This is a genomic window from Xylanibacter ruminicola Ga6B6, from assembly GCF_000687715.1.
In the GTDB taxonomy this organism is placed as follows: Bacteria; Bacteroidota; Bacteroidia; order Bacteroidales; family Bacteroidaceae; genus Prevotella; species Prevotella ruminicola_B.
In genome coordinates, this window is the sequence record NZ_JHXD01000017.1 from 64,844 (window position 1) to 85,326 (window position 20,483).

Consider the following 20,483-nt stretch of genomic DNA (forward strand, 5'->3'; position numbering starts at 1 on the left):
CACTGCAAAGGTACGACGTTTTTTGCAGTCTCACAATCCCTCTTGTGTGGCATTCTATATACCAAACGTTTGGTATATTGTTGAAAAACGGGGATTTTACTCCCCGTTCCCGTTAAATTTGGTCAAACGCCTGCGACAAGTCGGCAATGATGTCGTCGATGTGCTCAGTACCGATACTCAAGCGGATGGTTGATGGCGTGATGTGCTGCTCGGCCAGCTCCTCAGGACTCAGCTGTGAGTGAGTGGTGGTATATGGGTGGATAACCAGACTCTTCACATCGGCCACGTTAGCCAGCAGTGAGAAAATCTGCAGGGCATCGATAAACTTCCAGGCCTCTTCCTGTCCGCCCTTAATCTCGAAGGTGAAAATTGAGCCACCACCCTGTGGGAAGTACTTATTGTACAAAGCATGGTCGTGATGACTTGCCAATGCTGGGTGATTAACCTTAGCCACCTTTGGATGGTTGGCCAGGAAGTCAACAACCTTCAGTGCATTCTCCACGTGGCGCTCTACACGCAGACTCAGTGTCTCAACACCCTGCAGCAGGATAAAGGCATTGAATGGCGACAGTGTAGCTCCGGTATCGCGCAGAATCACGGCACGGATACGAGTCACGTAAGCGGCAGCACCTACTGCATCGGCAAATACGATACCATGGTACGATGGATCGGGCTTAGCCAGTGTGGGGAATTTTTCGGGATTAGCCTTCCAGTCGAACTTACCACCATCTACAATCACACCACCCAGTGAGGTTCCGTGTCCACCCAGGAACTTAGTGGCCGAGTGTACTACGATGTCGGCACCATGCTCCAATGGACGGATCAGGTATGGGGTACCGAAGGTGTTATCAACGATGAATGGGATGCCATACTTGTGAGCAACAGCAGCCACACCCTCAAGATCGAGCACATCGCTGTTAGGGTTACCGAAGGTCTCGGCATATACTACTTTTGTGTTGGGCTTGATGGCAGCCTCGAGCGCAGCCAGATCGTTTACATTCACAATGGTATTGGTAATGCCCTGGGTAGCCAGTGTATGGGTAATGAGGTTGTAAGAACCACCATACAGGTTATCAGCAGCTACGATATGGTCACCTGCCTGCACAATGTTCTGCAGAGCGTAAGTAATAGCGGCTGCACCACTGGCAACTGCAAGACCTGCTACTCCACCTTCGAGTGCTGCTACACGATCCTCGAACACACCTTGTGTAGAGTTGGTCAGTCGACCGTAGATATTACCAGCATCGCGAAGTCCGAAACGATCGGCAGCATGCTTTGAGTTATGGAACACATAGCTTGTGGTCTGATAGATGGGCACGGCACGTGCATCAGTAGCGGGGTCGGCCTGTTCCTGGCCTACATGCAGTTGCAAAGTCTCGAAACGATAATTCTTACTTGTACTCATAACTTTATTCCTTTCTTTTTATTTGATTAAACTTTCTGGGTGCAAAGGTAATAGGTTTAGAAAAATCTACCAAATTTCTTGTTTAATTCAGAAAATATACCTAATTTTGCAGTCGAGAAAGAAAATCTTTCCGTTTAAGAGCTTAAAATAGTATCCAAACAGAATAAAACTCTAAGTTATGGCAGATATCCTGGACGAAACCGACTTGCAGATACTGAAAACACTGCAAAAAAACGCCAAATTGACCACCAAAGAGCTGGCCGATGCCGTTCATTTAACACCAACCCCCGTCTTTGAGCGTCAGAAACGACTCGAAAGACAGGGGTATATTAAAAAGTATGTGGCTATTCTCGATCCCGAGAAATTGGGTCAGGGCATGCAGGTTTTCTGCAAGGTTAAACTCAAGCATATTAACCACGAGATTGCCGACTCATTTGTTCGTCGCATCCAGCGCATACCTGAGGTTACCGAATGCTACAACACCTCGGGTGCCTACGACTACCTTTTAAAGGTACGCGCGCGCGACATGAAACAATACCAGGAATTCGTGCTCAACAAACTGGGCGAGATAGAAAGCCTGGCCTCTATCGAGAGCACCTTTGTGATGAGCGAGGTGAAACAGAACTACGGTATCCACATCGGCTGAATATTATTTTTGTCGTAATGTGTTGATGATGGTGTCCAGTTCACCAGCCAACCGCTCATAGTCGTCAAGCTGGAACGGACAAGCACTCAGCTCACGGCCCATACCGGCGGGAATAACCTGATAAGCCTGCTCTTCCATCGCCTTACCTTTCTCGGTAAGCGATACTATCTGCTGGCGCTTATCCTCCTTTCCGCGCTGTCGGGTCACTATGCCCAGTTTCTCCATACGCTGCAGCAGCGGCGTAACGGTGTTAGTCTCCAGCAGCAGTCGGCGTGCAATGTCGTTCACAGGTTGGGCGTCCTGCTCCCACAGTACCATCATTACCAGATACTGCGGATAGGTAATACCCAGCTCATTCAGCAGAGGCGTATAAGCCTGAGTTATTAAACGTGTAGCCGTATACAAACGGAAGCAGACTTGATTATCGAGTCGTAATTCTTCGTGCATATTTTTTATTTTTAATTTTCAATTAACCAAGCATGGCCTCAATGTCCTTCTCAAAGTCAGCGGGCTCGGTAGTAGGTGCATAGCGCTTAATGGTATCACCGTCTTTCGAAATCAGAAACTTGGTGAAATTCCACTTAATATCGCTGTCCTTCTCTACACTCTTGCTGATGGTTTTGAAGAGAGCCTTGGCAGCCTTGGCCTTTAAACCTTTATACTCCTCGGTGGGAGCCTGTGTCTTCAGATACTCAAAAATAGGATCGGCAGCAGCACCATTCACATCAATCTTCTTCATAATCTGGAAGGTAACGCCGTAGTTCAACTGGCAGAACTCGCTAATCTCGCTGTCGGTACCTGGATCCTGCTCCTTAAACTGGTTGCAGGGAAAACCGATAACCACCAGTCCCTGATCCTTATACTTCTGGTTCAACGCCTCCAATCCTTCGAACTGAGGGGTGAATCCGCACTTGCTGGCTGTGTTAACTACCAGCAACACCTTTCCCTGGAACTCAGAGAAATCAATCTCCTTACCTTTGCTCGTCAGAGCCTTGAAATCATAAATCTTACTCATATCATTATTACAATTATATCGTTTGCGATGCAAAGGTAAGCATAATTATTTATATCGCAAGCGATTTAGTAAAAACTTTAAGAGAGTTTAACTATATATCGCTTGCGATACGTATTTAGAAATCCTTGATTAGAAGAACTTTACGATATCATCCAGATCGCGTCTGTCGGGATGTGTAGGCTCTTCGGCTCTGTAGCCCAAGGCAATCACAGCCATGATAGTCTCGTTCTCGGGGATGTCAAACAGTGCTCTCAGTTGGTCGGCGTCGCGCATACCCATAATCAGGGTATCGAATCCCATGGCACGTGCCTTCAATATCAGGTAGCAGTTGCTCAGTCCGTTATCGTAGGCACCCCAGCCTTCGCCTACCTCGTTGGTAGCCTGTCCCTGGAAATAGCCCGATTTTCCGCGCTCAAAGGTTGACACAATCAGTACCGGTGCATCGGCCACGCGATCCTTGTTGGCGCCAATCATCTCCATGGCGGCCTTCAGTTTCTCCTCGCCGATAGCCACATAATACTTCGAAGGCTGCTGGTTAGCCCACGATGGTGCCTCCTGGGTAGCCTTGAGCAGTTCACGCACCTCGGCCTCCGAGATTTTCTTGGTAGCATCGTAGCTGCGTACGCTTCTACGGGTGGTTAAAACTTCGTCGAACGATACCGACGTCTCTGTGTTGGTGTTGTCATTATGGCAACTGGTTAAAGCAAGCAGCACTGTGGCTGCACCTAATAAAAACTTTATTTTCATTGGTTGTTATCATTAAAAATTACTATCTTCGTAACCACGTTTTTGTCATTGTGGCCACAAAGATAGTAATAATTCTTTAACGCCGCATCATTTGGGCGTTGATTTTAATCTTATTTTTGAAATAATCGGGCGATAGCGGCTGCCTGCTGAATGCGGTTACCCATGCCGATACCGTCGCGCAGATTACCGGCTATAATCAATCCGGGGTACTGCTGCTGGATAGCCTCCACCGCCTTAAAGCGCTCGCCACTGTCGGCGCCATACTGCGGGATGGCATGCTCATGACGGAAGATACGTATCATGTCGGGCTCTACGTTCATAGGATATTTCAGCATACTGTGGAAAGCCTCGCGCACCATCGAGCGTATCTCGGCATCGCTCTTCTGCAGATAGTCGGTATGACGGGCGCCACCCATAAAGTACGAGTACAGGGCACCACCCTCGGGCGCACGCTGCACAAAGCAGGCCGATGGGAACAAGATTCCCAGCACCTTCTTCTGCTCCTTGCTGGGCACCAATCCGCCAAAGGCCGCATAGTCGATACCGCCTGTGTTCTTAATGCCCACGCACACCTGTATGATAGGTGCATAGTAAAGCTTGCTGATAGGTGTCATCTGCTCCTGCGCCACAAAGGGCAGCAACGACGGCAAGGCATAGGCACCCACGGTGGTAATCACATGGTTGCAGTGTATCTCCTCGGTACAATTGTTATAGCGTATCAGCCATTTGTGCTCGCCATCGGGCATCACCGTTATCGCCTGCGCACCGGTTACGATGTCAATCCCCTCAGCCAGTGCCTCTACCAGATTCTGCAAACCGCCAAAGGCCGAGAACACCTTCTTGGTTGCCAAGCGGTCGCGCTCGCTCTTGGGTTCCTTGGCCTTAGCAATGGCACCACGCACAAAACTGCCGTAGTTAGCCTCCAAATTATAAAGCTTAGGCAACGCATAGCGGGTGGTCAGCTTCATCGGATCGCCGGCATACACACCCGACACAAACGGATCAACAGCATACTCGTAGAACGAGCGGCCCAGTCGGCGCTGTGCCAGTGCACCTACAGGTTCATCAGGGTCGGTACCCTTCTTACGCCAGGGCTCACCCAGTATGCGGAACTTGTCCTTCAGTGTAAACAAGGGGGTACTGATAGCTGCTGGCAGACTGGCTGGCAAAGCATGAAACTCACTGCCTTTCCATATCAGGCGGCGCTTCGACGATTCACGGGCTGTCTCCATCTGGCAGCGTCCCTCCAGATCGCGGAACAACTCGGTTACCTCGGGAAACGATACCACGCCTGTGTTAGGACCACTCTCGAACGTAAAACCCTCTTCGTTGTGCGTCGCTATCTGGCCACCTATGCGGTTCTGCTTTTCAAGCACCAGCACATCGCGGCCCATCTTCTTCAAGTTAAAGGCAGTGCTCAGTCCAGTCAGTCCGGCACCTATCACTACTATATCACGTTTTTGCATTGTTATATCGGTTTTGAGAATTGTTTATCATTATGAGCCATCAGTGGGTCGAGCGCAGCAGCCACGCAGCGCACAAACGGGCGCCCACAGGTGTTCACCTCAATATGGTCGTTGTCAAAGCGCAACAGTCCGTCGGCCTGCATCTCGCTGAACGTCGTCTCGTTGTAGCCACAGGCCTCGCGCACCTCATCGGCACTCACACCCAGGTGTGCAGCCACGTCGCTCCAGTTCAGGGTGTAGTTACACATCAGTGTCTCCACCACCTGTCGCACCAGCTTTTCCTGGGGGGTAAGATGATAGCCGCGTGAAATGTAGAGCTGCCCCTGGTTCAGGGTTTCAATATATGTGTTGATATCGCGACCGTTCTGGGCATAGCAATCATCCAGCTGACTGATACCCGTTACACCAAAGGCATACACCTGAGCCGTAGTTCTACGTGTGCAGTAGCCCTGGAAGTTACGGTGCAGCTGTCCCTTGCCAAGTGCCACAGCCAGTTCGTCATCGGGCAACACAAAATGGTCCAGACCGATAGGCTGATAGCCAGCTGCTGTCAGCACCTCGGCAGCCGCCTCGTACATGCCGTTCTTCTCCTGGTTGGCAGGCAGTCCCACCTTATCCAGTATCTGCTGTCGTGGGAACAGCTTTGGCAGATGTGCATACGAGAAAGTTACCAGTCGCTCAGGTCGCCATGCAGCTGCCTGCTCAATGGTGCGACGGAACGAGTCGATGGTTTGCAGGGGTAATCCATACAGGAAGTCGAGATTCACCGTTGCCCCGCTCTCGTGCAGCATCTCAAGAATCTCACCCACAGGCATCATCGACTCACGTCGGTTCACCACCTTCAGCACTTCGGGGCGCAAATCCTGCACACCCAGACTATAGCGTGTAAAACCGCATGCAGCAAGCTGCTGCCAGTCGTTGACATCCAGATACCCCGGATGGCACTCGATGGCAATCTCGGGATGCTCAATGGCAGGCGCTATCGAAAGCAGGTGCTCGTTCAGTTCCTTAATCATGGCAATGGGCAATGCCGTAGGACTGCCGCCGCCATAGTGTATCTGCGAGATCTGTCGGCCACCGCTGATATGCCTGGCCACCAGGTCAATCTCCTTGTGCAGGGCCTCAACATACGCCTTTACCACCTCGGGCTTGGCCTGAGGGTACGAGTTGCAGCCACAGTAATGGCACAAGTGCCTGCAAAAGGGGATATGCAGGTAGAATGATATCTGGTTTTGTCGGGCCTCGTTACTCTGATCAACCATCGAAAGATAGTCGGCCTCGGTAAAGCTACTAAAGTAATTTGCCGGTGGATAGCTGGTGTATCTCGGCACCGGGCGGTTATACTTCTCAATAATGTCTGTTTGCATGGGTGCAAAGGTACTACATTCAGCCGGCCCACACAATCCCTATTTATATGGATTTACAGTTTAAAATGACTTTTGCGGTATTGCTGGGGCGTCATGCCCGAGTTTTTCTTGAAAATGCGGCTAAAGTACGAGTAGTCGTCGTAGCCTAACGCATCGGCTATACGGTTCACGCCCATGTTGGTGGTTACCAGTGTCAGCTCGGCCTTCTCCAGCTTGCGCTTGGTAATAAAGGCATTGGGTGTTTCGCCCGTTTCGTGCTTAAACACGCGTATGAAATGATCCTTCGACATGCAGGCATTTTCGGCCAGCTGCTCTATGTCGAGCCTGTCGCCGATGTGCTTGCGTATATAGGCCAGCGTCAGCTGTATGCGGTCGTCCTTCACATCGGCCTTAGGCGTGGCATACTTCAGGAATCGCGACATCAGGATGTACAGGATGCCACGACTCTCCACCTTATCACAGAACGGACGGCGCTGGTTCAGTTCCAGATTACTAATCAGCGTCTGGTGGTTGTCGTACGCTTCGGGGTCCGACTGCTGCAGCTTCAGGAACGGGTTGATAAAGCACAGGCGCTTAATGAGTTCCAGATCGCCCGGAGCCGCTTTTACCTCCACGGGATAGTCCCATTGGTCCAGTATGCTCATGTCGCTCTGCATATCCTCGTATATATGTATATAATAATGTGAGAACGGTGAATCGCAGATATAGCTGTGCATGGTATAGGCTGGTATAAAATACAGATGCTTAGGTATAAGCGTATAAACGCCCGACGGCATCTCAACCTGCGCCGTACCATCGGTAACGTAATACAAGCGCGCAAACGGACTGCGCACATTTTTCCAGTTCCAGTCGGCCATGTGGTCGGCCAGTCCTACGTTCAGGGTCAGTAAGTGAAGCTTGTCTATAGGATAGTTCATAAATAAATGGTTATAGCGTTTCGTTTACAAAGTAACAACATTTATTTTAATTATGCAACTAATTTGTAGTTTTTTTCAGCGCCGATTCGAAAACTAACTATAAAATATCGATAAAGTGCTATAAATCTGAATCAAATTTAACTTTTTTCTCCTTCTGCCGTCGATTTTCTCTAAAAAAACGCGTTTGTTGATTGGTGGAATTAAAATTATTACTTAACTTTGCGCCGACAAAAAAGAAAACTACGATAATGGACGAGAAAATTTCAGGTTACAAATGCAAGACTTACAGCATGCCCGTAAAAAGGTATTGTCAAACCATGGATCTTAAAAACGATCCTGAGCTTATAGCCAAGTACAAGGAGGCGCACGACCGCCTGCATGCCTGGCCCGAAATCTTAGCAGGTATCCGCGAGGTGGGTATCCTCGAGATGGAGCTCTACATCCTGGATAACCGCTTGTTCATGATTGTAGAAACCCCACTCGATTTTGATTGGGACAGCGCCATGGCCCGACTGGCCACCCTGCCCCGCCAGGCCGAATGGGAGGATTACGTAGCCATGTTCCAGGCCTGCAAGCCAGGCAGCACGTCAGATGAAAAATGGCGCATGATGGACCGTATGTTTTATCTTTATGATCATGAATAACTATCCTAAAATTGGTATTCGCCCCACCATCGACGGTCGTCAAGGGGGCGTTCGCGAAAGCCTCGAACAAAAAACAATGGCTTTAGCAAAGGCTGTAGCCCAGCTCATCAGTTCAAACCTGCGTAATGGCGACGGCTCACCTGTTGAGTGCGTAATTGCCGACACTACCATCGGTCGTGTGGCCGAGAGTGCTGCCTGCGCCCAGAAGTTCGAACGCGAGGGTGTTGGTGCCACCATCACCGTTACATCGTGCTGGTGCTACGGTTCCGAAACCATGGACATGAATCCCCACTACCCCAAGGCTGTTTGGGGCTTTAACGGCACCGAGCGCCCAGGCGCTGTATATCTGGCTGCCGTGCTGGCCGCCCACGCCCAGAAGGGATTGCCTGCCTTTGGCATCTATGGCCACGATGTGCAGGACCTTGATGATAACACCATCCCCGCCGATGTAGCCGAGAAGCTGCTGCGCTTTGCACGTGCCGCACAGGCCGTAGCCACCATGAAGGGCAAGAGCTACCTCTCGCTGGGAAACACCTGCATGGGTATTGCCGGCAGTATCGTTAACGCCGATTTCCTGCAGCAGTATCTGGGCATGCGCACCGAGTATGTGTCGTTAGTTGAAATTCTGCGCCGTGTTGATTTCGGCATCTTCGATCCCGATGAGTTCAACAAGGCCATGCAGTGGGTCGAGAAATACTGCAAGCCCCAGGAGGGTCACGATTATAACGAGGATCGCCCCCTGTTCCCCGGCACACCTATGACCACCTTCAACGGTAAAGGCAAGGGCAAGAACCGCCAGGAAAAGGATGCCGACTGGGAGTTCACCGTTAAGACCATGATGATTATCCGCGACCTGATGCATGGCAACCCACGCCTGCTGGAGATGGGCTATAAGGAAGAGGCCTTGGGCCACAACGCCATCTTTGGTGGTGTACAGGGCCAGCGCCAGTGGACTGATTACAAGCCCAACTTCGACTTTCCCGAGTCGATGCTCTGCACCTCGTTCGACTGGAACGGCCGTCGCGAAGCCGATGTGCTGGCCACCGAGAACGATTTCCTCAACGGCATGTCGATGCTGTTCGGCCACCTGCTCACCAACCGCGGTGTGATGTTCTCCGACATCCGCACCTACTGGAGCCCCGAGGCTGTAGAGCGTGTGGCAGGCCATCGCCCTGAGGGACAGGCTGCCGGTGGATTCATCCACCTTATCAACAGCGGTGCCACCACACTCGATGCCACAGGCGCCATGACCGATGCTAACGGAAAGCCCACCATGAAGGAGTTCTGGAACATGACCGATGCCGACGTAGAGGCCTGCCTGAAGGCTACCAGCTGGATGCCAGCCGATCGCGACTACTTCCGTGGTGGCGGCTACAGCTCGCACTTCGTTACCAAGGGCGGCATGCCCATGACCATGATGCGTATCAACATGGTACAAGGCTTAGGTCCTGTGCTGCAGCTGGCCGAGGGCTGGACGGTAGAACTGGATGCCGAAACCCACAACATACTTGATAAGCGTACCGATCCCACCTGGCCTACCACCTGGTTTGTGCCACGACTCGATGCTACCAAGGATTGCTTTAAGGATGTGTACAGCGTGATGAACTGCTGGGGCGCCAACCACGGTGCCATCGCCTACGGCCATATCGGTGCCGACCTGCTCACACTCTGCTCTATCCTGCGCATACCCGTATGCATGCACAACATAGCCGACAAGGACATCTTCCGTCCCGCTGCCTGGAATGCCTTTGGCATGGACAAGGAAGGCGCCGACTACCGTGCCTGCCAGAATTTTGGTCCGATATATAAATAACAATTCATACTTACGTTTACTAACAATTAATGACAAGAAGAGAACTACTATTTACGTTCATGGCAGTCGGCGCAACGCTGACTGCCTTTGCACAAGATTACAAGGTACCCGTTAGCGAAAGTCATGAACAGATGCAGCAGGGCAAGTACGAACCCACCTGGCAGTCGTTAGAGACGCACCAGACACCCGAATGGTTCCGCAATGCCAAGTTCGGCATCTGGGCCCACTGGGGTCCGCAGTGTGTCGAAGGTTCTGGCGACTGGATGGCTCGTGGCATGTATATCGAGGGTAGTAGTCAGTACAAGCACCATGTAAAGCACTACGGACATCCCTCAGAGTTCGGTTTCAAGGACATCCTGCCCTTGTTCAAGGCCGAAAAGTGGGATCCCGAGGCGCTCGTTCAGCGCTACAAGCGTTGTGGTGCTCAGTACTTCTTTGTACTGGGCAATCACCACGACAACTTCGACCTGTGGGATTCGCAGTATCAGGAGTGGAACTCCAAGAACATCGGTCCTAAGAAGGATATCCTCGAAGGCTGGGCCCGTGCAGCTAAAAAAGCCGGCCTGCCACTGGGTATCTCGTTCCATGCCGACCATGCCTGGACCTGGTACGAAACCGCACAGCGTTACGACCAGAACGGTCCGAAAGCCGGCGTATATTACGATGGCAAGCTCACCAAGGCCGATGGCAAAGGCAAGTGGTGGGAAGGTCTCGATCCCCAGAAGCTGTATGCCCAGAACCACCCCATGAGCGACCGCTCGTGGAACAACGGTCAGATACATGCCCAGTGGGGCTGGGAGAACGGCGCAGCCACACCATCCGAGGAGTTCGTCACCAACTTCTACGATCGCACCCTCGATGCCATCAACCGCTATAATCCCGATCTCATCTACTTCGATGTAACGGTGCTGCCCTTCTATCCCATCAGCGACTGCGGACTGAAGATTGCCACCCACATGTATAACAAGAATCCACGTAGCGTGGTGTTTGGTAAGATACTGAGCGAGGAGCAGAAGAAGGCGCTCACCTGGGATGTGGAGCGTGGTGCCCCCAACCAGATTATCGCCGAGCCCTGGCAAACCTGCAACTGCATTGGCGACTGGCACTATAACACCAGCACCTACAAGCACGGCTACCGCACATCCGAGAACATGGTAAAACAGCTGGTCGACATCGTATCCAAGAATGGTAACCTGCTGCTCAATATCCCCCTGCGTGCCGATGGCACCTATGATGAGAAGGCCTCGCAGTTCCTCGATGAGCTCGAGGCTTGGATGACACCAAACGGCGAGAGCATCTTCGGCACCCGTCCTTGGGTTAAGTTCGGCGAGGGTCCTGTAGCCGAGAAGGCCATTGCCATCAACGCCCAGGGCTTCAACGAGGGCCAGTACAACGGTATGGACTACCGCGACGTGCGCTTTAACCAGACCAAGAAATACCTGTATGCCACCGCTATGGGCTGGCCTCAGGACGGCCGTCTGGTCATCAAGTCGCTGGCCAAGGGCAATAAGGATTTCAAGAAATCAATCACGAGCGTTTATCTGTTAGGCTATGGCAAGCTGAAAGCTAGCCAGACAGCCGAGGGACTGGTAGTAAACCTGCCCAAGCCCTGCAATAAGATTGCGCCTGTACTCCGTATAACGAAATAAACCTGCTAACAACTAAATTCACCCTTAAAAAGGGCAAACGGTGCAGCTCGTGAGAGTTGCACCGCTTTCATTTCATACGGTTACATATCCTCCATGGATAAGCCACCCTTGGTTACTTCCTTACCACGGAATATGCGTCGTTTCATTTCTGCAATTTTCTCTTCTAATCGTACTGGTGAATATTTCTGAGGCTTGCGTTTTACCTCATACGCTTCGATATTGCCTTCGAGCGTTTCGGCCACAATGTCAATCTCGAAGTCATCCTTGTTGCCCTGGGCGTTGACGCCATTCGGTTGCCACCAGCCACCAATCTGCTTGTATCGGCAGCTCTCCATCATTTTCTGACGGAACCAGCGTTCCAAGGCTATGCCTGAGAATGTAGTATAGTCATCAACCATGATTCTTTCCAGTGCTGGCATATTCTGCAATTCTATGAGCGCAGAGTATCTGTGAATGTAGCGGAACCAGAAACGGAAAAAGTTGTCTTGTATCTCATAACGTACCGTCTGGCTTCCTTCTTTGGCACCAATCGGGCGTTTCTTCTTGATGATACCATATTTCTCTTCCAACACCTTCATTTGGCCGCCAATACTTTTCATGCCTAAAGCCCCTTCAATCTCGCTTTGGGTTACATCGCCATGGGCTATCTGGTCGAGTATACTGAAGTACGTACCATACTGCTTACCGAACTCCTGGACAAGTATCTTCTTACCTTCGTCCACGAAGTAACTGTCGCCGCTTGAACAAACGTAGTGTAGCATCTTTTTTACGTTAGTACATCCATTGTTCATGAGCAGTTCAATGTAACGAGCCACACCACCTGTAATCGTCCAAAGTGCAAGAAGATCTTCTGAGGTATAATTAGGCTTGTAGTCGCTAAGTATTTCCTTTATCGTATCCGTATTAAAAGGCTGTAGCTTAATGGTACAATCGTCCCTGCCGAATAGCGGCTGTTCTTCGTCTTTGAAGATTTTTTCCATCATGCGGAATATTGAGCCCGACACAATCATGCATACGTTTGTTTGCTTCTTGTACTCGTCCCATAGTTCCTGTATGTCGCTGAAGACACCTGCGTTTATATTGTCAAACTCCTGGAACTCATCAATAAATAGCGTGAACTTTTTTCGCTTTCCGATCTCCAGTATCATCTGGAATAGTTCACGAAACGAAGTCATTCCATCAGGAACGAACTCGTCGAGTTTTTCCCGAATCTCCTGTGCAAAGGTTCTTACGAGAACAGTTTCTGTCTTTCTACCTACGAAGAAATAGAGTCCGGGGGCATCTTCCTGTGTCTCGCTTATCAGTTTATATACAAGACTTGTCTTGCCCACACGCCTACGACCTGTGAGTACTACAAATCGGGAATAATCGTTGTACGCCTGGCGCTGCAATTCCCTAAGATCGGCCATTTCGCGTACTCTGTCATAGAACTTCTTCATACAATTTTACGACTGCAAATTTTACGACTGTAACATTTCGCGTGCAAATATAGCGATTATTTCCTAATTATCGGCTCATTTTGAGCTTAAAAAAGCATAAATAGCAATGTTTTTGAGCCGATTTGGTGTAGAGGTTTGGAATTCACCCTTAAAAAGGGCAAACGGTGCAGCTCGTGAGAGTTGCACCGCTTTCATTTTTACACGATTTGAACGCCTGCGGCAGTTGCACCTACCGCACCTAACAAGGCGGTGATCACTGCCACCACAATCTTCGCGATTGTCTTCCAGTTCTTCAACATAATTCCTCCTTTCCTTTAATTAATCGTTTTACATTGGCACGGCCAGGCATCCGTGCTTAATTCATGTCGCTACCGCCACTGCCTGGCTGGGTGTTGCCACCGGTGTTGTCGCCAGTGCTGCCACTGTTGCCGCCAGTACTACCACTGTTGCTGCCGCTGTTACTACCGCTGTTAGCGGGCTTAGTGGTGTCGACATCGTTCTTTGGCGCCTCCAGCACACTGCAACCGGTAATAAAGGTCTTCTGCATCACACCGCTTCCGTCCTTCTTCACCTCGGGCTGGAACAGCACGTGCAAGCCCTTGATGTTCTTGCTCACGCTGAAGTCGGCTGCGCTGTCAGCGCCCTCACCACGGATACCGATCTTAAACGAGCCAAAGCCGTTCAGCTTCACACGCTTAGAATCCTGTAACTGGTCGGCCATCGTCTCGATGAGCTCACTGATCACAGCCACGATATCGGCCTTTTTCAAGGTACAGTTACGCTGCATGATAGTGGCCAGCTGCTCCGTATCCACGGTCTGGGTAATCACGGCTCGTGGGTACCACTTGCCGTAACCTTTAGCCTTAGGCGACGTTACTTTCGACAATCTGAATAATACAGACATATCGCTCCTCCTTTCTTTATACCCCTGGCTTCGGGGTGATTTCCAACTACTTCAGAATGGGATTTTCCCACCTTGCAGCAATCGCCTCATTGCGATGACAAAGGTACTAAAATAATCACCTAAATCCAAGGATTTTTCCTTTTGGCAGTTAGCCAAAATGATGCAGGGTTCCCCTGCTGAGTCACAACCACCTTAGTCCTTTAGCATGAATATAGAATATTGTTCAAGGACTGTAGCCCTAAGATCTAGATTTACTTCAGGACCGTCCCTGTGAAAAGCTGTGATACTCAAATTCTCTTTGAAATATAAAAAAAACTGCTAAATCCTTCTTTGTTTCAGATAAATTCCCTATATTTGCAGCCGAGATTTGAACATTTTGTAACGGAGATTTGAACATTTTGTAATCAAGAATTGAACATTATGGAGTACAAAAGACCACAATTTGCAGAGGTACTGGAACGAATGAACGAACCAAGAAAATTCATTCAAGTCTTGGCAGGTCCACGCCAGGTTGGCAAGTCAACACTTATTAATCAGGTGTTGGAGGAATGCACGTTACCACATTACTTGTATAATGCAGATGGTGTAGATGAAAATGATACTGACTGGATTAGAAGAGTTTGGGAAAGTGCCCGCATTCAGATGGATACCAGGCAGCAAACTGAAGCAATTCTTGTTATAGACGAAATACAGAAAATAAAACGTTGGAGTGAAATTGTTAAACGCGAATGGGATGCTGACACCCGCAATCGACGCCAACTTAAACTCTTTCTGCTAGGTTCCTCACGTCTAATGCTTCGTAAAGGACTAACAGAATCACTAGCTGGTCGTTTTGAACTAATACGTTTAGGACATTGGACTCTACAAGAAATGGAAGATGCCTTTGGGCTTACACTTGATGAATGGATTTACTACGGAGGTTATCCTGGAAGTGCTTCGCTTATTAAAGATATGCGAAGATGGCGTAAATATATCAAAGAGTCTTTAGTAGCACCAGCTATCGAAAAAGACATTATTATGACATCAAACATCTATAAGCCTGCATTAATGAAACAACTATTCGAACTGGGATGTTCATACTCTGCCGAATTACTTTCTCTCACCAAAGCGTTAGGACAACTCCAGGATGCAGGTAATGTCACCACACTATCTTCGTATCTTAATATTCTCAATCAGTGTAATCTCTTGGCCGGACTGCAAAAATATGCCAACGATGATGCCAGACGATATCAGTCTGTACCAAAATTCCAAGTATATAACAATGCATTACTGACAGCCTATAGGGGTACAACCTACGATAAAGACCGCATAGATCCCCAGATATGGGGCAGATGGGTGGAATCTGCAGTTGGAGGCTATCTGCTTGGTGATGCAGAAGATGGAGGATACAAAGTATATTATTGGCGCGAACGTTCTGATGAGGTCGACTATATAGTTGCGAGTCAAGGAACAGCAATAGCACTTGAAGTGAAAAGTGGGCGACGTGGTATGAATAGTGGATTACCAAAGTTCTGCGAAAACTTTCATCCCAGACGTGCTTTAGTCATCGGAACCGATGGTATACCATTCAAAGAATTCTTCCATATGAAAATAGAGGATTTGTTATAAAAAGTAGCTTTTCGATGGACAAAAAGCTACTTTTTGATGAGTGAGGAGTTAACTCCCGTTTGGCGAAAAGCTACTTTTCATTGGGCGAAAAGCTACTTTTCGTTGTGATGGTGACGGGCCTCAAGGTCGCGAAGGATGCGGCGATCACGACTGGGCTTTACGTAGTAGAGCCACTTGCAGTGGTTACACACCCGACGGTAGGTGCCCGTCTTCATGCGTTCTAATTTGCTGCGCGGCAGTGTTTGCCCGCAACGCGTACAAGTAATGTATTCCATTAAACATAAAAATTAAAAAAAGGTTTGCTCCACACCTTGATCCAGCCAACAGTGAGGACTGATGTCGAGGATGTTGTACTGGTTCACTTCGCCCATAAGGTGGATGGTCTGCACCATGCCATGACGGTAGTTCTGGGGATCGAACGACACATGACAGGTTCCCTTGTGCCCCATGGCATCGTCGCGTACCTTATCCACGATGATCTTCAGCAGATGGTAATCCTTTCGCGTTCGTTGCTTGTCGTCGTTCACCAGCACCAGTCCGTAGTCGGCACGGTTACGGAACTCAGCCGACCCACTGGCATTGTAAAGCGAATCAATCTGCTCGCCCTTCTGCGGCTTCGACGGGTGCACCACCACAAATATCAGCAGTCCCGTACGATGGGCAAACAGCTCTATCTCGGCCAGCACGTCGCCAATCTTCATCGTGTCGCTCTTGGCTCCCTCGGGTAGCTGTATGTAGTTAAACGGATCAAGCAGCAACTGCTGTATTCCATAGCGATGCTGCAGCTGTTCGGCACGGTGCAGCAGCTTGTGGATGGTGCGCCCCGATGTCTCGGTGATAAAAAACACGTTACTGCACAGCCAGTCCAGAATCCTGTCGGCCATGCGCTCAGGTATCAGCGGCTTGCGATAGTCAACCCCACGCTCGGTCTGCACCAGTTCTTTGCGGAACTTACGCCCCGCAATGGTAGTGGCCAGTCGCTCGATGTGGCGCTCGGGTGGAAACATCTCGGGCGAATACAGCGCCGCCTTCCAGCCATGCTGCAGTGCCAGGTTCAGCACCAGGTCGTCGGCAAAGGTGCTCTTACCCGTGTTAGGCTCACCCACGATAACCACCGTGCGCCCCGGTTCAAACTGCACGTGGTCGTCGAACTCACCCCACCCTACGGTTTTGCCTGGTGCGATGCCATGCTCCCAAATGTACTTGGTGCGCTCGCGATAGTCGTCGATGGTCTCCACACCTACTATCGGGCACGGCTGTGCGTGGTTGATACACTGTAGCACCGCATCCACACCATGCTCCATCAGCATCTCGTTGGCATCCTTGGCGGTATCTTCTTCCAGGCGCCACTCCACGATACGACAGCGCGCCTCGCCAAAATACAGGGCCAGTTTATTGCGCAGTTCAACACCCGGTTCGTCCATGTCGCCAGCCAGGTAAAACGTACGTATACTGTCCAAATGACTGTAGCGAAAGCGGTCGAACGTTCGCACATCACTCTCGGCGCCGTTGGATACCGATATCACATTGTCGAACCCGCACTCCATCAGTGCCAGCGCATCCATCATCCCCTCGGTAATAATCAGGCTCTCTTGTCCGATGGCCGCATCAATGTTCCAGGGTATCAGCTCGCAGTCGATCTCAACGGCAAAGTCCTTGCTGGTAGTTTTGTACTGTATGTTTACCACCTTGCTGCCCTCGCGATAGGTAAAGGCCAGGCACGAACGCTCAATGCCGCCGATGGTGCGGGTGGCCGAACACACACCTGCCTTTGCGGCTGTCTGTGGTTGTATTTTCCGGTCCAGCAGATAGTTGATACCGATACCGTCGATCGGCCTCAGTTTACTGGTATCGGGCAGCTTGAATTTCTTTTTCTGGTAGCCACGTTTCTTGTTGTAGTCGGCCACCTTACTGCTGATCACGAACTTAAAGCCGCAGTTGTAGCACTTACCCAGTCCGGTCATCGTGTCCAGTCGCACGCACGGCTCATTGATATGCGCTTTCTTACGGGTGTCGCTACAGTCGGGACATTTGCAGCGCACAATGGTCTTGCCCAGCGCCTTCAGGTCGGGCTTGCCGTCGTTGTCCTTTGGGGCACCCTTCACATCCAACATGTCGATGGGCACAATATAGTAGCCCGTACTGGTTTGCTCCCACTGCTTATGTGGTGTAAAACTATTGTCGTTTTGCATTGTCTTGAATTCTTGTTTGTTCATCTTCGGTTAGTACTTCCCAGGCCGTCTTCATCATAAAGTCGGCGGGCTTCATCTCTTTGTGGCGCTGGCGTTCGGCCTCGGCATCTATCTGCGCTGGCGGCACCCACCTGTCGGCCACCAGGCTCCACACCATGTACACATCGCGCTGCGGCGGTGCCCACCAAGGCACAGGTTCGCCATGACCGCCCTGTCGCCTTCCTTCGCGCGTCACCATCTCGTAGGCCGAAGGTCCGATCATATCGGGAACCTTCGTGCCTTTTTCTTTATTTTCTTTTTCTATATCTATTTCTATTTCTTCGCGTGCGTACCTATTAGTACGCGCATGTGAATATTGGTTCATGAACGATTCATGAAAGCGTTTTCCCTCAATCTTAAACAAGCCATAATCCTCGATAATATGCCTGATATAAGCCCGAGATTTGCGAGCCTGATCGGCCAGACTCTGCAGCTGACCATTGGTGTAGGCACCCTCATAATCATCACACTGCGAAAGATACAGCACTATCATCATGTACACGCCGAAGCCGACCGCCCCCTGTTCGTTAACAAGGTCGGTCATCTCAGGCTTCGACAGCATACTGCGGTATAACTTTATAAAACCTTTATTCTTCATTTTTTATTACTTTGTGGCGGTTAAGACGGTAATTTATCCGGCAGCTGATGTGTATCCACCATGTGGTGCCGCTGTGCTCCAGGATCAGCTGATCATAGTCGGCAAACTGCTCGGCATACTTCAGTATAAGCCGTGCCGTCTGCTCATCTGTAGGGTGCCCGAACGGACGGTGCTTACGTGGGATGGTAATATCGGCTGCCTCACCCTTCAGGTGCTGCGAGGTAGGCACGCCACCCACCATCTGGTTGAGCAGCTGGCAGCGGTAGCCGCTGTTAACCTTGATGGGCAGACCCAGCTGCTGGCGCACAGGCTCCAGACAGCGCTCGCACAAGTTCTGCAGCGCTGTGATGTGCTGTTTCAGTGGGATGTTAGGGATCTGTTTGGCTTCGGCTGTTGCTGAGTAACACATCTCGCCGAGCGTAAAGTGTTCTGTTAGACGCATGGTTGCATCAATAATAGTTTTCATAATTTTGTTAAGATAATTAGTTATTATTCATTCAAAATAAAAGAAACCCCAAGAAGGGCGCCACCCTTAAAGGTGACGCCCTACCGTAATAATCTGTTTGCTGGTTGTTGTTGATTCATACTTTTACAGTTTTAAGTGAATTATATTGGTTCCTATAACCATGTGCAAAGATAATATATAAATTAGCACATTCCAAACATTTATCACACATTATTCGGCAGTTCACGTTTCATCTCTTGAAACGCCCTGTTTATGGGCATTTTGAAATCTAACTTATTAACGAGTTCACGTTTCTTTGAGATTTTTTAGCAAACTAAATAAAAATCTACATCCAGTCGGCCCTGAATGTAGATACAGAGGAAAAGCAGGATCAGGAAACATTCCTGCTTGAAGAATCAAGACTTGGGTTCTAAGATGTACGTGAACAAGCTTTAATCACACTGCGTAAACGCTGGTCGAAGTTGTGCACTTGGCGGTTATCGGCCTCGTTGACACCAAACACCACATGCAGCGCGTGAAAGTACTCCACGCGTTCTGTTGTTGAACGATTACCATGCGGGTTGTTATCACTACGCTGCATGGCCAGATACTGCTTGCGGGTGTGACTGACAATCACCTCCAGCACAGCCGTTAAACCACCATACGATTTGGTTGCCCTCATCTCTATATGCGCAATTTTATTAATTGCCCCAACAAAACACACTACAGGTCGGCTAGGACCTACTAAAGAGCGAAATTGCTCATAGAATTCTTTTCTACTATCTTTATCTTTACGAAGAAAATTATTCAATATCATCTCTGAATACATTTTTACATAATTATTATTACAAAAACACAGCTACCATGGTGTTAGAAATGTCCAACACCTAGAAACATTAGTTCCGTTAAGACTCGCACCGGCAGCTAATGGCGCGAGTAAAACGTATTAGGCGAATTTTCCAAACGTGCGCCCATAGCCAGGAAAGCAGCCCAACAAATCGATCCTGGGCTTAGATAATTAGTTGTTGTGTTAGCTACTTCGGTCATTCCGGAATGCAAAAGTAACAAAAATATTTGGAACTTTGCTCACTTATTCGTATCTTTGCCACGGTAAAACAAATAAAACAACAACGATTATGGCATATAGTTTTAAAGAAAAGATGGAGTGGACGATTATCTTTGCCACGGAGTTCGGTCGACGCTTTGGACTTACGCTCAAGCAGGCGTTCAACTACCTGAGCCGCTTCGGCGCCATCAAGTTTGTTGACGAGCACTACGATTACTGCCACACTCAGTCGTTCCAGTCGATGGTCAGTGACATGGCCGAATACTGCCACAGGAAAGGAGGGGCGCTAGTATAAGCGACTATGAACGAGAAAGAACAGATGAAGCTCGATATGGTTAAGCACCTGGCTCTGCGACTGATGGATGAAAACTCGCAGCTCACGATTGAGCAGGCCTTGAGCACCGTTATCAACAGCGATACCTACCAGCGTCTGCAGGACGATGCTACTGGTCTCTACTACCAGAGTCCTGGCTACGTGTACTCTTTCCTAGAGAACGAACTGAAGACCGCAAGGGTTTCTTAA

Annotated in this window: 22 protein-coding genes; 7 read left to right on the forward strand and 15 right to left on the reverse strand. The window is 49.7% G+C overall.

Annotation, left to right across the window (positions count from 1 at the left end; all coding sequences use genetic code 11):
- Nucleotides 1-112: 112 nt before the first annotated feature.
- On the reverse strand, nt 113-1,405 hold the full coding sequence (locus T500_RS0110725) for an O-acetylhomoserine aminocarboxypropyltransferase/cysteine synthase family protein (protein WP_028908107.1): 1,293 nt from the start codon (nt 1,403-1,405) through the stop codon (nt 113-115).
- A 178-nt stretch (nt 1,406-1,583) separates the two neighbouring features.
- On the opposite strand from T500_RS0110725, the gene T500_RS0110730 reads away from it, so the two are divergent.
- Complete coding sequence (locus T500_RS0110730) at nt 1,584-2,051, forward strand: Lrp/AsnC family transcriptional regulator (protein ID WP_028908108.1); 468 nt, start codon at nt 1,584-1,586, stop codon at nt 2,049-2,051.
- A 3-nt stretch (nt 2,052-2,054) separates the two neighbouring features.
- On the opposite strand, the gene T500_RS0110735 is transcribed toward T500_RS0110730, so the two are convergent.
- The 6 genes from T500_RS0110735 to T500_RS0110760 all read right to left on the reverse strand — a co-directional run bounded on the left by T500_RS0110735 (nt 2,055) and on the right by T500_RS0110760 (nt 7,563).
- Nucleotides 2,055-2,498, reverse strand: a complete 444-nt coding sequence (locus tag T500_RS0110735) for a MarR family winged helix-turn-helix transcriptional regulator (RefSeq protein WP_036908985.1) — start codon at nt 2,496-2,498, stop codon at nt 2,055-2,057.
- A 22-nt stretch (nt 2,499-2,520) separates the two neighbouring features.
- Nucleotides 2,521-3,066, reverse strand: coding sequence for a glutathione peroxidase (locus T500_RS0110740; protein WP_013064456.1), 546 nt, complete (start codon nt 3,064-3,066; stop codon nt 2,521-2,523).
- A gap of 129 nt (nt 3,067-3,195) precedes the next feature.
- Complete coding sequence (locus T500_RS15845; RefSeq protein ID WP_051612031.1) at nt 3,196-3,813, reverse strand: nitroreductase family protein; 618 nt, start codon at nt 3,811-3,813, stop codon at nt 3,196-3,198.
- Nucleotides 3,814-3,923: 110 nt separating this feature from the next.
- Nucleotides 3,924-5,279, reverse strand: a complete 1,356-nt coding sequence (hemG, locus tag T500_RS0110750; protein WP_028908110.1) for a protoporphyrinogen oxidase — start codon at nt 5,277-5,279, stop codon at nt 3,924-3,926.
- A 2-nt stretch (nt 5,280-5,281) separates the two neighbouring features.
- Nucleotides 5,282-6,646, reverse strand: coding sequence for an oxygen-independent coproporphyrinogen III oxidase (gene hemN / locus T500_RS0110755; RefSeq protein ID WP_028908111.1), 1,365 nt, complete (start codon nt 6,644-6,646; stop codon nt 5,282-5,284).
- Nucleotides 6,647-6,699: 53 nt separating this feature from the next.
- Nucleotides 6,700-7,563 carry a helix-turn-helix domain-containing protein gene (locus T500_RS0110760; protein WP_028908112.1) on the reverse strand — a complete coding sequence of 288 codons (864 nt, stop codon included), beginning with the start codon at nt 7,561-7,563 and terminating at the stop codon, nt 6,700-6,702.
- A gap of 248 nt (nt 7,564-7,811) precedes the next feature.
- Between T500_RS0110760 and T500_RS0110765 the strand changes: the two genes are divergently transcribed.
- From T500_RS0110765 to T500_RS0110775, 3 genes are read left to right on the forward strand one after another with little or no spacing between them, the layout of a single operon-like run.
- Nucleotides 7,812-8,207 carry an L-rhamnose mutarotase gene (locus tag T500_RS0110765; RefSeq protein WP_013064670.1) on the forward strand — a complete coding sequence of 132 codons (396 nt, stop codon included), beginning with the start codon at nt 7,812-7,814 and terminating at the stop codon, nt 8,205-8,207.
- Nucleotides 8,200-10,020 carry an L-fucose isomerase gene (locus T500_RS0110770; protein WP_028908113.1) on the forward strand — a complete coding sequence of 607 codons (1,821 nt, stop codon included), beginning with the start codon at nt 8,200-8,202 and terminating at the stop codon, nt 10,018-10,020. Before T500_RS0110765 ends, T500_RS0110770 begins: the two co-directional genes overlap by 8 nt.
- 29 nt (nt 10,021-10,049) lie before the next feature.
- A complete protein-coding gene (locus tag T500_RS0110775; RefSeq protein ID WP_051612032.1) occupies nt 10,050-11,669 on the forward strand; it encodes an alpha-L-fucosidase in 1,620 nt (539 codons plus the stop codon).
- A gap of 80 nt (nt 11,670-11,749) precedes the next feature.
- Here the strand turns inward: T500_RS0110775 and T500_RS0110780 are convergent, their stop codons facing one another.
- From T500_RS0110780 to T500_RS17405, 3 genes are all read right to left on the reverse strand, one after another.
- A complete protein-coding gene (locus T500_RS0110780; RefSeq protein ID WP_028908115.1) occupies nt 11,750-13,108 on the reverse strand; it encodes an ATP-binding protein in 1,359 nt (452 codons plus the stop codon).
- Nucleotides 13,109-13,305: 197 nt separating this feature from the next.
- The gene (locus T500_RS16980; RefSeq protein WP_155267518.1) at nt 13,306-13,407 is read right to left on the reverse strand and encodes a smalltalk protein; all 102 of its coding nucleotides are present in this window, start codon (nt 13,405-13,407) and stop codon (nt 13,306-13,308) included.
- A 56-nt stretch (nt 13,408-13,463) separates the two neighbouring features.
- Nucleotides 13,464-14,012 carry an HU family DNA-binding protein gene (locus tag T500_RS17405; RefSeq protein ID WP_080694868.1) on the reverse strand — a complete coding sequence of 183 codons (549 nt, stop codon included), beginning with the start codon at nt 14,010-14,012 and terminating at the stop codon, nt 13,464-13,466.
- A gap of 420 nt (nt 14,013-14,432) precedes the next feature.
- On the opposite strand from T500_RS17405, the gene T500_RS0110790 reads away from it, so the two are divergent.
- Nucleotides 14,433-15,620 carry an ATP-binding protein gene (locus T500_RS0110790; protein WP_028908116.1) on the forward strand — a complete coding sequence of 396 codons (1,188 nt, stop codon included), beginning with the start codon at nt 14,433-14,435 and terminating at the stop codon, nt 15,618-15,620.
- A 92-nt stretch (nt 15,621-15,712) separates the two neighbouring features.
- On the opposite strand, the gene T500_RS16985 is transcribed toward T500_RS0110790, so the two are convergent.
- From T500_RS16985 to T500_RS0110815, 5 genes are all read right to left on the reverse strand, one after another.
- Nucleotides 15,713-15,895: a hypothetical protein gene (locus tag T500_RS16985; RefSeq protein ID WP_155267519.1), complete on the reverse strand. Its 183-nt coding sequence runs from the start codon at nt 15,893-15,895 to the stop codon at nt 15,713-15,715.
- Nucleotides 15,896-15,907: 12 nt separating this feature from the next.
- A complete protein-coding gene (locus T500_RS0110800; protein WP_196243506.1) occupies nt 15,908-17,812 on the reverse strand; it encodes a bifunctional DNA primase/helicase in 1,905 nt (634 codons plus the stop codon).
- Nucleotides 17,796-18,413 carry a Lin1244/Lin1753 domain-containing protein gene (locus T500_RS0110805; protein ID WP_196243507.1) on the reverse strand — a complete coding sequence of 206 codons (618 nt, stop codon included), beginning with the start codon at nt 18,411-18,413 and terminating at the stop codon, nt 17,796-17,798. The genes T500_RS0110800 and T500_RS0110805 overlap by 17 nt, the downstream gene beginning before the upstream one ends.
- 25 nt (nt 18,414-18,438) lie before the next feature.
- Nucleotides 18,439-18,915, reverse strand: coding sequence for a D-Ala-D-Ala carboxypeptidase family metallohydrolase (locus T500_RS0110810; RefSeq protein ID WP_051612033.1), 477 nt, complete (start codon nt 18,913-18,915; stop codon nt 18,439-18,441).
- 409 nt (nt 18,916-19,324) lie between these two features.
- Entirely contained in the window at nt 19,325-19,576 is a 252-nt protein-coding gene (locus T500_RS0110815; RefSeq protein WP_028908120.1) for a hypothetical protein, read from the reverse strand.
- A 454-nt stretch (nt 19,577-20,030) separates the two neighbouring features.
- Between T500_RS0110815 and T500_RS0110820 the strand changes: the two genes are divergently transcribed.
- Together T500_RS0110820 and T500_RS0110825 are read left to right on the forward strand one after the other, a co-directional pair.
- Nucleotides 20,031-20,255 carry a DUF3791 domain-containing protein gene (locus tag T500_RS0110820; protein WP_028908121.1) on the forward strand — a complete coding sequence of 75 codons (225 nt, stop codon included), beginning with the start codon at nt 20,031-20,033 and terminating at the stop codon, nt 20,253-20,255.
- 6 nt (nt 20,256-20,261) lie between these two features.
- Nucleotides 20,262-20,483, forward strand: coding sequence for a hypothetical protein (locus T500_RS0110825; protein ID WP_028908122.1), 222 nt, complete (start codon nt 20,262-20,264; stop codon nt 20,481-20,483).

Bases quoted from the DNA above. Each gene is read 5' to 3' on its own strand.
- T500_RS0110820 (WP_028908121.1), top strand. From the start codon at position 20,031: ATGGCATATAGTTTTAAAGAAAAGATGGAGTGGACGATTATCTTTGCC.
- T500_RS0110780 (WP_028908115.1), bottom strand. From the start codon at position 13,108: ATGAAGAAGTTCTATGACAGAGTACGCGAAATGGCCGATCTTAGGGAA.
- T500_RS17405 (WP_080694868.1), bottom strand. From the start codon at position 14,012: ATGTCTGTATTATTCAGATTGTCGAAAGTAACGTCGCCTAAGGCTAAA.
- T500_RS15845 (WP_051612031.1), bottom strand. From the start codon at position 3,813: ATGAAAATAAAGTTTTTATTAGGTGCAGCCACAGTGCTGCTTGCTTTA.
- hemN (WP_028908111.1), bottom strand. From the start codon at position 6,646: ATGCAAACAGACATTATTGAGAAGTATAACCGCCCGGTGCCGAGATAC.
- T500_RS0110805 (WP_196243507.1), bottom strand. From the start codon at position 18,413: ATGCTGTCGAAGCCTGAGATGACCGACCTTGTTAACGAACAGGGGGCG.
- T500_RS0110825 (WP_028908122.1), top strand. From the start codon at position 20,262: ATGAACGAGAAAGAACAGATGAAGCTCGATATGGTTAAGCACCTGGCT.
- T500_RS16980 (WP_155267518.1), bottom strand. From the start codon at position 13,407: ATGTTGAAGAACTGGAAGACAATCGCGAAGATTGTGGTGGCAGTGATC.
- T500_RS0110740 (WP_013064456.1), bottom strand. From the start codon at position 3,066: ATGAGTAAGATTTATGATTTCAAGGCTCTGACGAGCAAAGGTAAGGAG.
- T500_RS0110790 (WP_028908116.1), top strand. From the start codon at position 14,433: ATGGAGTACAAAAGACCACAATTTGCAGAGGTACTGGAACGAATGAAC.
- T500_RS16985 (WP_155267519.1), bottom strand. From the start codon at position 15,895: ATGGAATACATTACTTGTACGCGTTGCGGGCAAACACTGCCGCGCAGC.
- hemG (WP_028908110.1), bottom strand. From the start codon at position 5,279: ATGCAAAAACGTGATATAGTAGTGATAGGTGCCGGACTGACTGGACTG.
- T500_RS0110815 (WP_028908120.1), bottom strand. From the start codon at position 19,576: ATGAGGGCAACCAAATCGTATGGTGGTTTAACGGCTGTGCTGGAGGTG.
- T500_RS0110760 (WP_028908112.1), bottom strand. From the start codon at position 7,563: ATGAACTATCCTATAGACAAGCTTCACTTACTGACCCTGAACGTAGGA.
- T500_RS0110775 (WP_051612032.1), top strand. From the start codon at position 10,050: ATGACAAGAAGAGAACTACTATTTACGTTCATGGCAGTCGGCGCAACG.
- T500_RS0110730 (WP_028908108.1), top strand. From the start codon at position 1,584: ATGGCAGATATCCTGGACGAAACCGACTTGCAGATACTGAAAACACTG.
- T500_RS0110765 (WP_013064670.1), top strand. From the start codon at position 7,812: ATGGACGAGAAAATTTCAGGTTACAAATGCAAGACTTACAGCATGCCC.
- T500_RS0110810 (WP_051612033.1), bottom strand. From the start codon at position 18,915: ATGAAAACTATTATTGATGCAACCATGCGTCTAACAGAACACTTTACG.
- T500_RS0110725 (WP_028908107.1), bottom strand. From the start codon at position 1,405: ATGAGTACAAGTAAGAATTATCGTTTCGAGACTTTGCAACTGCATGTA.
- T500_RS0110770 (WP_028908113.1), top strand. From the start codon at position 8,200: ATGAATAACTATCCTAAAATTGGTATTCGCCCCACCATCGACGGTCGT.
- T500_RS0110735 (WP_036908985.1), bottom strand. From the start codon at position 2,498: ATGCACGAAGAATTACGACTCGATAATCAAGTCTGCTTCCGTTTGTAT.
- T500_RS0110800 (WP_196243506.1), bottom strand. From the start codon at position 17,812: ATGCAAAACGACAATAGTTTTACACCACATAAGCAGTGGGAGCAAACC.